Origin of the sequence: Enterococcus sp. DIV1067f, assembly GCF_050543505.1 — a bacterium.
Lineage (GTDB): Bacteria > Bacillota > Bacilli > Lactobacillales > Enterococcaceae > Enterococcus_D > Enterococcus_D entomosocium.
Window position 1 is genome coordinate 2,652,297 of the sequence record NZ_CP172940.1, and the last position, 11,677, is coordinate 2,663,973.

The 11,677-nt window shown below is 38.1% G+C and carries 10 protein-coding genes; 2 read left to right on the forward strand and 8 right to left on the reverse strand.

Annotation, left to right across the window (positions count from 1 at the left end):
* Nucleotides 1-30: 30 nt before the first annotated feature.
* Genes IGJ42_RS12220 through IGJ42_RS12255 form a run of 8 tightly spaced genes read right to left on the reverse strand, consistent with a single transcriptional unit; the run spans nucleotide 31 to nucleotide 8,465 of the window.
* Nucleotides 31-213 carry a hypothetical protein gene (locus IGJ42_RS12220; RefSeq protein WP_034872028.1) on the reverse strand — a complete coding sequence of 61 codons (183 nt, stop codon included), beginning with the start codon at nucleotides 211-213 and terminating at the stop codon, nucleotides 31-33.
* Nucleotides 214-271: 58 nt separating this feature from the next.
* The gene (locus tag IGJ42_RS12225; protein WP_430615600.1) at nucleotides 272-829 is read right to left on the reverse strand and encodes a hypothetical protein; all 558 of its coding nucleotides are present in this window, start codon (nucleotides 827-829) and stop codon (nucleotides 272-274) included.
* A gap of 7 nt (nucleotides 830-836) precedes the next feature.
* Nucleotides 837-1,685, reverse strand: a complete 849-nt coding sequence (locus IGJ42_RS12230; RefSeq protein WP_061053137.1) for a hypothetical protein — start codon at nucleotides 1,683-1,685, stop codon at nucleotides 837-839.
* Nucleotides 1,675-3,114, reverse strand: a complete 1,440-nt coding sequence (locus IGJ42_RS12235; protein ID WP_430615602.1) for a glycosyltransferase — start codon at nucleotides 3,112-3,114, stop codon at nucleotides 1,675-1,677. Before IGJ42_RS12235 ends, IGJ42_RS12230 begins: the two co-directional genes overlap by 11 nt.
* Before the next feature lie 16 nt (nucleotides 3,115-3,130).
* Nucleotides 3,131-4,036, reverse strand: a complete 906-nt coding sequence (gene asp3 / locus IGJ42_RS12240; RefSeq protein WP_430615605.1) for an accessory Sec system protein Asp3 — start codon at nucleotides 4,034-4,036, stop codon at nucleotides 3,131-3,133.
* 15 nt (nucleotides 4,037-4,051) lie between these two features.
* Nucleotides 4,052-5,635 carry an accessory Sec system protein Asp2 gene (gene asp2 / locus IGJ42_RS12245; RefSeq protein WP_430615607.1) on the reverse strand — a complete coding sequence of 528 codons (1,584 nt, stop codon included), beginning with the start codon at nucleotides 5,633-5,635 and terminating at the stop codon, nucleotides 4,052-4,054.
* Nucleotides 5,625-7,226: an accessory Sec system protein Asp1 gene (gene asp1, locus IGJ42_RS12250; RefSeq protein WP_430615610.1), complete on the reverse strand. Its 1,602-nt coding sequence runs from the start codon at nucleotides 7,224-7,226 to the stop codon at nucleotides 5,625-5,627. The genes asp2 and asp1 overlap by 11 nt, the downstream gene beginning before the upstream one ends.
* Nucleotides 7,227-7,247: 21 nt before the next feature.
* Entirely contained in the window at nucleotides 7,248-8,465 is a 1,218-nt protein-coding gene (locus IGJ42_RS12255) for an accessory Sec system protein translocase subunit SecY2 (protein ID WP_086316472.1), read from the reverse strand.
* A gap of 320 nt (nucleotides 8,466-8,785) precedes the next feature.
* Here IGJ42_RS12255 and IGJ42_RS12260 point away from each other — a divergent pair, with 320 nt between their 5' ends.
* Nucleotides 8,786-9,181 carry a hypothetical protein gene (locus IGJ42_RS12260; RefSeq protein ID WP_228085301.1) on the forward strand — a complete coding sequence of 132 codons (396 nt, stop codon included), beginning with the start codon at nucleotides 8,786-8,788 and terminating at the stop codon, nucleotides 9,179-9,181.
* 47 nt (nucleotides 9,182-9,228) lie between these two features.
* Nucleotides 9,229-11,598 (forward strand): accessory Sec system translocase SecA2, encoded by a 2,370-nt coding sequence (gene secA2, locus IGJ42_RS12265; RefSeq protein WP_430615613.1) that lies wholly within the window; start codon nucleotides 9,229-9,231, stop codon nucleotides 11,596-11,598.
* Nucleotides 11,599-11,677 lie beyond the last annotated feature (79 nt).

The following is an 11,677-nucleotide window of genomic DNA, read 5'->3' on the forward strand; positions in this document are numbered from 1 at the left end:
TTTTCTAAAATGCAGGACCTATTTTTATTCTTACTTCTGTAATGCTTCCAATAAAGAATAAACCAACGATCCAAGGATCACGATCGACATAACTAAGGAAAGCACGATGGTGATCGCTTTGCCCTTTTTCTTTTCTTCTGAGTGATTTCTTACGTTTTCTCGTTCTTCTTGAAATCCCGCTTGAATCGTTTTTTCTAGCTGATTATTCGCCAACGAAATCACCTCTTCCCAGTTTATTTTCGGCAAACAACTATGAAGAAAACTGGTTTATCTACTGGTTCTGATCGTGTGCCAGTTGTAGTGATTCACTCAGTTCTGAAACATTTTCTACTGGTTCATTTTCGTTTGTAGCTATCTCATTCACTACCTCTGCTACTTCCACTGCCCGAAGCTCATCAATCAGCTCTTGACTCAATTGATTCACATCGTTATCTTGTCTTTCGACGGTTGAGGTTAACCGTTCAATGATCTGCTCGGTTTCATTCAAAAAATAGGTTCGAAGCATTTGCTTTTCAACCTCATAAGCAGAAAAGAGCTTCTCATAAATCATTTGTAATTTATTTTGCTCCTCCTGTTGCTGCTCAAAAGATGCATTGAATTGTTTTTTTAATGTTTGGATCACATTTAGATCGATATCGTTTTCTGACTTGTTCATCATTGCTTTCATTTCTTGATTGATTTGAATCAGCTGATCAATCAATGCGTTTTGATGAGCAAAAAGTTTCTTTGCTTCCTCTTGTTCCTTCTCAAAAGTGAGCATGGACCCGCTGTTCTCTTTTATTAACAACATAATTTGCTCATACAATTCAGTGGTTTTCATTTTTTTCATTTTGTCTTCATCCTTTCAACACAACTTTGTCCAAGCATACATTTTTGTTTGCCAACAACTGATAATTCTTTTGATCGACTTCTACCTTATGAATATAAGGAACGCGGTCATCTAAAATACTCATTAAGTTCCCTTTGATATTCCCTTTGCCATCAAGCGGCGATTCTTCCAGATAAAGTGTATTTGTCGAGTTGGATTTTGCTAGAGAAAATAATTCTAACCCCATATATGAAATGCCAACTGTATCATTTTCTGTTAACCGAAAAGCTAACTGATCACGAATGAAATCAAGTGTTGTGTTAAATTTTTGAGTTACCTTGAATGTTTCTGTATCACGAATCGTGACTAAATTGATGGTGCCTTGATAAAAATAGTAATTCAGAATACTTTGTTGCTGATCATTGAAAAAAGCAATCTCTTGAACCTGGTCATTGCAGTAATAAATAGTTGAGAATAATTTCCCATCTGCGGCATATTCTTCAATGAAATCTGTCGTGCCATCAGGATAAAAGTAGCGAACTTCTTTGACATGTCTTCTAGTCATAGGATACAAGCTCACTTTACCTACTTCATCTCCATCAGTGATCAAGGAAATGGTCCGGTCCTCGTTCATATAAACTTCTGTAGAGTAAGCTGTTGGTACTTGGTTAAAAAACAGAAAGGCTTCTGGATCGTGACTGCGCTGTGTCACTTGATCTAAAATATTTATTCCCTGCAATGCTTCTTTTTGGAGCATCGCTTGAAAATTTGGACTCGGTGAGATGGACAACACTTGACTTCCTTCTTTGATTCGTGATTTTTGTGCCATCCAAATTCGGTCATTTGGTCGGATCACGGTGACTAATTCATAATGCATCGATCAACTCACTCCATTTCTCTGCAATTATCGCGTCTTGAAACATTCGTACAGACTTGCGGGTATTGGCTTTAAGTTGGTTCAGATCAGAAGCAGTCAACTGACGAATGCCATCTGTTAGTTGCTGAATAGTATAAGCTTCATCAGTTCTAGAAAAATCTTTCAAATAACCATTGACTCCTTCTTTGATCAACTCCATGGCCCCAAAACGAGCCTTGAAGGTTACAATTGGCAATCCTGCATTTAAAGCTTCAATATAAGTCAATCCGAAACCTTCTGAAAAAGAACCAGAGATAAATGCATCATAATCAGGATATACTTCATTGATTGCATGAGAATGCCCTTTTAACCGAATGTACTCTTCTGCATTCAACTCCTTGATCACTGCTTTTAACTTACCTTCTTCTCCCCCTTGACCATAGATGTCTAAAGAGATCGTTGGATGTTCTTTTTTTGCTGCAGCAATTGCCCGCATCACAAGATCAATGTGCTTTTCGGATGCCAAACGAGAGACTGTCACAAACTTTTCTGCCTGTTGTTTGCCTAATTCAAATGAATCTTCTGTCACATCGCGAATCCCTCCCACCGGGATCGTCACAATTTTTTTGGACTCGTTTGGGAAATCGATCAACAAATCTTGCCTTTGCAATTCTGTCGCAACAACGATATGAGCGACTTGTTCCAAATGCGTCAAAGCAAATTCATAGTAATTGTTCCAAAGAGGTGCGCTAGCTACGTCACGATCAGATAAATGATCGGCATGAACGATCTCAATCAATTTGATTTCCGGAGGACAATGATCATATAAAGCAGCCTCGCTTTCCTCCCCCCGATCAATGATGATACTTTTGGTTTCTGGGAATTCTTCTATCAGTTGTTTAAAGAAAAATCGCTGCAATAAGACTTCATTTCTAAAGAAACGATGTTTGCCTTTGAAAGCAAACAAATGAATATTCGTCATTACTCTTCCTCGATGCGAATCATTTCGATAACTGTACATGATTTTTCTTTGATTCGTTCGATAGTCAAAAATCTCTACCCGATAATCCGAAACTAGCAGTAAGCCTTCCTTTTTTGGACTAGGAGATTTTTCCATATGCTCAACGATTTTTAATCCTGATGACGTGATGGTTTCTTTGATTCTATGTGTGTTCGTAGCATCTACTAAGAGATCTTGTTGTGCAGTAAAAACTGCTTTAGCCCCTTGCCTTAAATAATCACCTTCTAGTGCAAAATATTCCCACATGGAGATGACTTTATCATCTGGTATTTTCCAAGCCGCCATGGCTTCATGGATATTCTTCACTAGCTCCATAAAAATATACTTATAGGGAATATTTTTTCTATCAAAACAAGCAGCACGATAGAACTGTGCATGTTCCACACCAGAATTACCAATCCCCATTGCTTTATTTACAAAAAAATTCATGATGTCCCCCTCTTTATTAGGTTGATTTTTTCCTGTTTTCTTTTACATTCTCTAAAACTTTTAGTGCCCTTTGATTAAGTGCGATCTTTTTTTGCAGACGATCCATAAGCTCGGGTGCTTCGGCTTCTTCATTTGGCTTTGCAAATAATAAAGCTAATACAGAAAAATCTTCGTGGTAACAAGACTCCAGCAAAGAAAAATTTTGTCCCATTTTAAGGTTGATTTTTTCGGGACTGTCGCTTCGCTGATAGATTTGTTCAAGCAATACTTCCAAATACGATGATGCAGCCTTAGTATCCGGTTCAACAAACAATCCTACTTCAAAATCTGAAAGTGAATATTCTTTGACATAGCTGTTCTGTTTTTCAAATACGACCGATAAGGCAGCATGTTTCTCAACCAACGGTGTAACCGCAACAACGCTGGTTGCTATGTTTGAGCCTTGGTTTGCTCCAGTGGTTGCATTTATAGGAACCACTTCAAATGCTTGATTCTCCTTAGTGGATAAAACCAATTCCTTAAAATGAATCTCTTGATGCTTTTTGTTTACCATATGAATCTGATAATCAGTGGCACCTTGCGGAAAGAGAAAACATTCTTGGTTTGTTTCGAAGACTAGTTTTTCAAGGAAAAACCCATCCTTATCAAAAAATTCCACCAATAGCTGTACTGCTTCCTTACGATCGAATGCAGCATGAAGTGTTAACTCGTACTTGTATCCAGGCAGTAACATTGGTAGCATTGGTGATTTCCGACTAATATGAAATTCTGTTTTCGAATACCAAGATTTAATACTGACGCCTGGAGGCATCAAAGGAGAAGAGTACAAGACATCCCCAGAGGGCATATAAGCTATTTTTGCGCCATAATTATAATTGTCATTAAAGTCGATCCCCCACTTGATACGATATAAACTATTCATCGACTCCCTCATTCCCTATAATATTTTCTTGATATCGCGGTGAAATGTATACACGAGAATATTTTTGTATTGTTTCAAAAACCAATTATTGATGGCAGGACTATTATCGTTATGTCGGCCGATCATGCCTTTATACAGAACACGAGTCATGGGGAAATTATTTTTTAAAAATTCAAACAACATTGGAAATGCCTCCATGTCGTAATCGTCTTGTTTCATATAGGCGATCGCAAAGGTTGTCTCCCGATAATCGCCACTTTTGAATTTGCTCCAGAACCGTTCATTCAATTGACTGCTCGCTTCTTTTGAAACAACCCCAATATTGTATAGCAACATATCCAATGAGGTTGGAAATCCAGTTGGTCGATTGATGCGTTCATTTAGAGCAATGGAACCAAGATTCGTCAACGGTTTTCCCACGATGACACTGTTTGGGCTTAAATCGCTAGCAAAATACAGCGCCCCAAACGTGCCCATCGATAATCCGGATAAAATGAGGTCTGACTTTTCAAATCCTAGCAGTGCTAGTTTCCCTAAGATGATCGCTACGATTTCTTGTTCGAATTTCTGGCTGCCTAGATAGAAATTCCCACCTTCTAAACGAGGGTCACCAATCAGCAGAAACGGACAACCCATACTTCCCATCATCCCACGCCCTTCAAATCCTTCCGCTGAACGATAGCCAGAAAAATAAACCGCCAATGGAGGTTTTAAATCTCCCGGATTAAAGTAATAGATCACTTCTCCCCCCAGATTCTCTTCATCCCGAATCCGACCACCTCCTGGAATCATGACACTTTCATCCGCCATTGCTCTTCGCAGGTGCATCTGCCCGATCGTAAATTGCCCTCGATTTCCTTTGGCATACAACGAAACATTGATGTATGAATTTTGATCTAATTTGAAGTAAACCGGCTCCCCATTTATGATTTGATCGTGAAGGATCTCAATCACTTGGATGACTTGATTCGTGTTTTCTTTAATGAAAAAGAGTTTGATTTTTAGTGTCACTTCTCCTTGAACATCTGCGATCTCCGGATAAAAACAGGTGCGTTCATTTTTAGGAATCAGGTTAGTCATTTTCCAAGTAATTATTTGCTGATCGTCTGATGTCAGGTGTGCCTTTACCTGACAGGCTGCATGTCCTTCTTTAACGATCTGCAACGGGACAGTTTTATTAAATTTCATGTGATCCATAGATAGCTTATATCCTTGTTGCTTTGCTGAGAATTGCTCATTGATCGTACGAAAAACATTTTCTAGCTGCTTTTTATCAAAAGGATTCGCTGCTTTTAATGTGAATAGCGCTTGAACTTCTGAAGATAGCCGCCCATTTTCTTCGTAAAATATTTGGTAGGCTGGCAATTGTTTTAAATATTCCAAATTTTCAAGAATCGCGGCATTTTCCTCTAGAAGAAAAATTGCCCGATGGTATTTGGTATTATATTTGTCTTTCTTAAACAGCTGTAGCTCCTGCTCATCTTTTCTGAAATCATAGGCCAACGGAAGCCACTGATAGGCAAACAAAGGAGAAAGCTGCTTTTGCCCCTCAGAAGAAACAGCTGCAACATGAAATACCTGAATCTGTTTAGACGACACCCTCTAGCAACTCCCTCCATTGTTTAATAATATTTTCCTCACTAAAACGCTCAATATAACTAATATTTTCCACTAATGCTTGGTTCCAATTATTTAAATCGTCCATGTAAAAAGCGATTGCTGCATCTAATTCTCTAATTTGACCAATGATTTGCCCATTCTTTTGGTCATCCACATAATCGGTTTTCTTCCTAACAAGCTGAGGAATCCCTGCACTAACAGCTAGTGCTTGTTTCTGGACATCAACTTCAGCAGACAAATCAATATACAACCGTGTTTCATTGAAATCCTGACGAATCGTGGTGAGATGAGAATCCAAACGAAAGTGAATCCTAAAATTGACATCAACTGCCTCTACTAGATTTCGCCAATTTTTGCTTTCTCGGATCTCTTCAATCGCCTCTTCATCCGTTTTAAATAACTTTTTCGCCTTTTTTGCTTCAAAATATTTTAATACCTTTTGATACTCCTCAGATTCACTATCGACACCGAAGTGAGTATCAACCAGTTCTTTTTGTGCTTCTCGTAAAACGACTTCGCTTTGGAATGTCGTCGTTTCGATAATTAAGTCATAACGATCATTCTGAATAACTTTTTGCAGTAATAGATGATGGATTCTCCGAACGTCTTCGTTAAGCTCACCGGCGTTCCAATAAAGAACCAGCTGGGGAATGGAGTTGCTATTGCCCAGCTGAAAAGAAGTTGTGTAAATAGGTATGCGCTGTATCCGAGATAGGTCATTGACACCGGACTGTTTCATTAAAGAGAAAAGCGCTGTTTGATTACTAGTCGAATCCGTAATGATTTTATTTTCGCCAGCCCATAATGCTGCTTTTTCATCTGATGCACAAGTTGAAAGTCTGTGGGCATCAGAAACGATCTGGATCACTCTTTTTCGTTCCTCGTTCGTTTTGACCAATCGTAGACTCCGCTCATTTGTCAAACAAATTGTTTGATCTTCTGGCTCAAGATTCAGTTGAAATTGATTCATCATCTCTAAAAGAAGTTCATCCATGCTTTGATACTGACTTTTATTTAGCCCAATTCTTTGAGGATTTATCAGCTCAATGTGTGGATTTTCTCTAAAGTATTCCACACATTTTTCCCTTCCTGATTCGTTATAGTAAATCTTCTTTACTTGTTCTCCTTTGTCATTCTGGAACGATTTTGCAGAAATAAATCCCCGATCATCGAAGAAGAGAATTTGTCGATAAGGTTCCGTCATTATAGACATCTGTTCTGCAAAACCAAATGAATTGAACCGAATTTCACCAAATGGTTGATTTTCCTTAATCAGCGTGATCCCAAACGGTGTATAGACCTTCTCCACATTCTGAGCAAGAGGCAAGTCATCGACATCTAAGGGAAATCCATTGGTTTTTTGAATGTCTTGCAAGCGATCATAAAGCGAAGTCATTTGCGCTACTTCTAATTCATATGCATGCATCTGATAACGTAAAAACGGTATATGCTCCAATAACAATAAGTGATACGGTTCTCGATTGTTCTTGAAAAGCTGAATGATATTCATCATATAATCACTTTCTAAATTGCCACTACTGGTCGTCCAATCAGGGATAAAATAATTCAAAAAATTGCCTCCTAACATCCTCTAAAAAATCCGGTAAGTATGTCTGGAAAAGAGGAACCGTATTTCATTTGTGATAGTTTCTAAAATGATGATCAACATAAAAATACTTCCGAAATAAAAAGCTAAGTTGGAAATGATTTGATTTTGCAATCCTATCAATAAGGGAATCATTGAAACGATCACAAGATAACTGTTGCCAAGTAATGCAACGGTTGATAAACGCTTCAATATATATCGCTCTGTCTGTTTACCAGGAGCAACATTTAAAATGTAATCTCCCGTCTCTTTTAGATTTTTGGCTATATCGTATGGTCGAACATTTATAAAACTAAATCCGTAACCTAAAACATAGAGAATCAGACCATAAGTGAAAACACCCCGCACATTATTAAAGGAAAAGTAAGTCGTAATAAAATTTGAAAAGCCTGTGTCTCCCCACTTTTCGTTCAATAGTAAAAGCTGCGGCATTGAAAAGACAGTTACTGCAAACATGAAAGGCATTGCCCCGGCAGGTAAAAGTCGAATAGGAATATACGAATTGTTAAAGCGACTGTCGATACCTGTCCGTTCAATATTGATACGGTATTCTGCATTGTAAAGGAAGAGTGTGAGATAAATAAAAACTAAGGTCACCATAACTAACCCGATAAGAAAGTTTTGACTTAAATGAACGGATTCTGTTTGTCCCGAAATTAACATAGCTGGGATATTCATCAGTAAACCTGGAACAATAAACAGACTTTGACCTCCAATTCCTTTATCAATGTTGATATCAGCTAGCCATGCAACGAACAATCCCCCAGCCGTCAAAAGAAGAACTGCTCCTAAAAACAACAGGACAATAGAGCCTCCAATTGCTTTTTGATCAATCATTGAGGAACGAAATTTTAAAACCAGTGCGCAACTTTGAAGGATAGCAAATAAAAGAGTCAAACTGCGTTGAATATACCCAATTCGTTTGGTGGAAAGATTTCCGATACTTTCTGTATCAATCATGCTGATCGTTGTCCAGATGATCAGGGCAGTCATATACGGGCCCATCCCTAAAGAAAAAAGCGTTGGAACAGTAAAATTCCCACCGGTTGATGTCGCTAAAAATTTCAGAATCAAACTAGTTGATTCCTCTGGTATCTTTTCTGAAATAAAAAAAGGAACCTGGATATGCTTACCTATCTCAACAATGAACAAAAGGAAAAAGCTCGCGATTATTCTTCGAATGAGTTCTTTTTGATTCTTCATTTTCATCTCCAATTTTCTTACTTTTTTTTAATCTGCAAGGTTTAACAAAATAGTAACAGGTTTAAAATTGCCTTTTGTACTTGTTTTTTGTTGAAATGAAAAAAAAAAAGGAAAAGGTGAGGTTGGTCATTGTGGTATCATCGTTTTAAATTCAAATAAGTAAAAACTACTCACTTTAAATAGTCATCAGAGAAATACAAGGATTGGAAAAAAAAAGGGAGAATTTCCTGAGAAATAGCCCCCAAAAGAAGGTCGTTACTATGAAAAAACTAATTGAAGTCATCATACCTCTCGTTTTGCTCTTAGGAGGTATCTTTTTTTTGAAAGAAAATTTAACAGTCAACGAAACACCGACTGCAGAATCTAGGGTCCCTGACAATGAACCGACGCCTAAGTTAAACCTAAAAGCTGTCGTTTTGCGGACTGATGACTCTTTGGAAGCAGTTGATCAAGAGTCCATCTATCATGGTGAATTTCCCTACTATAATATGGATAGCACCAAAACCTATACGTTTTCACTTCACTTCGTAACAAGTTCTGGTGAAGCGCTACTGGATCAAAACAAAGAACCACTTATTGCATCAAGAAAGATGAAACTAGTTACTCAGAAGGGAAAAATCGTCTTTTTTTTAGAAGCCAATGATTTGATGAGGGAATATCTTTTTGAACTAGACGACGTCATGATTCGTGCTAAATTAGAAAGCATTGCTGATTAAGCTTAAGCCACAAGCAATTTAAGTTTTTGAAAGGAGGAACAACAAAAATGAAAGATAAAAAGTTTCGCAAGTATATTCGGTTGGCGAGAAAAGTTCAAAGTCTTGCAGAAAACTATCGGCAATTATCAGATCAAGAATTGCAAATGCAAACCATTCATTTTCGACAACAACTCGAACAGGGTAAAAAACTGGAGAGTTTACTCCCGCAAGCCTATGCTGTCGTTGTCGAAGCAGACCGTCGTGTCTTAGGAATGGAGCCTTATTTTGTTCAAATTCTTGGCGCAATTGCTCTTTTTTACGGCAATGTTGCTGAAATGAAAACCGGAGAAGGAAAAACATTGACCGCAACCATGCCGATGTATTTACATGGTCTGGGAGGCAAAGGCAATTTCTTGATTACTTCTAATACGTATTTAGCCTTGCGAGATATTGAAGAAACGGGAAAAGTCTATCGTTTTCTAGGACTATCCGTGGCTGCAGGTGTTCCTGAACATGAAGATGAAGGAGAAGAAATCGATAAAGAGGTGGTCTATGCAGCAGACATCGTCTATACGACGCATAGCGCACTGGGATTTGACTATTTATTTGACAACTTGGCTGTTTCTCCAGACGAACAATATGTCACCCACTTCAATTATGTACTGATAGATGAAATCGATGCAATATTACTTGATATGGCGCAAACGCCATTGATCATTTCAGGAGCACCCAAAGTTCAGTCAAATTTTTTTACGCTATCTGATTGGTTTGTGAAAAGCTTGATTGAAGGTAAAGACTTTATGAGAAGTGAAAACAAACGTCACGCTTGGTTTACAGAAGCAGGCATAAAAAAAGCCGAAGACTACTTAGGTATTGAAACTATTCTTTCAGAAAAATGGAAAAGTCTTTACCGTCATTTAGTCATTGCCTTACGGGCCAATTATCTCTTACACTTAAACAAAGACTATGTTGTGGAGGACAACGAGATTCTTTTGCTTGATGAAGCAAATGGACGTAAGCTGATTGGAACAAAACTACAAGCTGGCCTTCATCAAGCAATCGAAGCGAAAGAAGGCGTAGAGATTACTACAGAGAGCCGCTCCATGGGCTCCATTACCTACCAAAACCTATTCCGAAAATTTAAAATTTTGTCCGGAATGACTGGTACTGCCAAAACAGACGCCGACGAATTTCGAGAAACGTATGATATTGACGTAATCGAAATTCCGACAAATAAACCCATTCGCCGAAAAGATCATCAGGATCTGGTCTATGTGACCAATCAGTCGAAAATCATGGCTTCTTTAGAAGCAGTAAGAAATGCTTTGACGCAAGAACGCCCCGTATTGATTGAGACAGGATCAGTCTCAATGTCGACGTTATACTCCCTGATTCTCTTAAAGAATCGAATCCCTCATAATCTTTTAAACGCTACAACAGCGACCAAGGAATCCTGGATCATCTCAGAAGCTGGTAAAAAAGGTGCCGTAACTGTGGCTACTTCAATGGCTGGGCGTGGTACAGATATTAAACTGGAAGAAGACGCACGGGAAAATGGTGGTCTATTAGTAGTAGGAACTGAGCGGATGACCAGTGACCGAATTGACAATCAGCTTCGGGGCCGCTCTGGACGTCAAGGAGATCCGGGTGACAGTATTTTCTATGTATCTATGGAAGACAAAATCGTGGTTGAAAGTGCACCCAAATGGGCCGCCGACGAACGAGAATTATTAACTGAACAAGAAGAATTATCCAGTGATCTCACGCCCTTAAAAAAGAAAAAATACAATAAACTAATCAATCAGTCACAAAGCAATCGCAAAAATCAAGAAATTGCCGGACGTCAAACGACGCTAGAATTTGACTCAATTATTACCATTCAAAGAGACAAAATGTACAGCATGAGAAACAGCATTATGAAAGGTACCCCTGTCGAGTTAGAAAACATCATTAATCAATGCATAGAAGAAACAATCAATCAATTCACCACTAAAAAAGAGAACCTAAATCAACAAGCGATCCTTGATTTTATCTTTAATAATTTGGACTATAATTTTGATGTTTTTGAAATCGAGAAACTAGATAAATTTAATAAGCGAACGGTCAAAAAATTTTTATTGGATCTGATTTCAGAGCGTTTGATTCACATTCAACAATTTATGCCAGATAGTTTCCAACAACTGTTTTTCAAGCGAATCATTCTTTTAAAAGCCTTAGATACTCTTTGGATCGAACAATCAGACAACCTGCAACAATTGAAAACAGTCATCAATGGGCGAAACTGGGGACAACATCGCCCCATCTATGAATTTCAAGTAGAAGCACATCGTTCTTTTACTGAAATGCGTGAAGCCATTTATCTAGAAGCAGTCAGAAATTTATTATTATCCGAGTTGGTAAAAACAGAAGATGGTTCATTCGATGTTGAATTTCCATAGCCAACCATAGCCAATAAAAAAGCATCACAGTTAGTTTGCCTAACTGTGATGCTTTTTTATTTAATAGAAGTATTTTTAT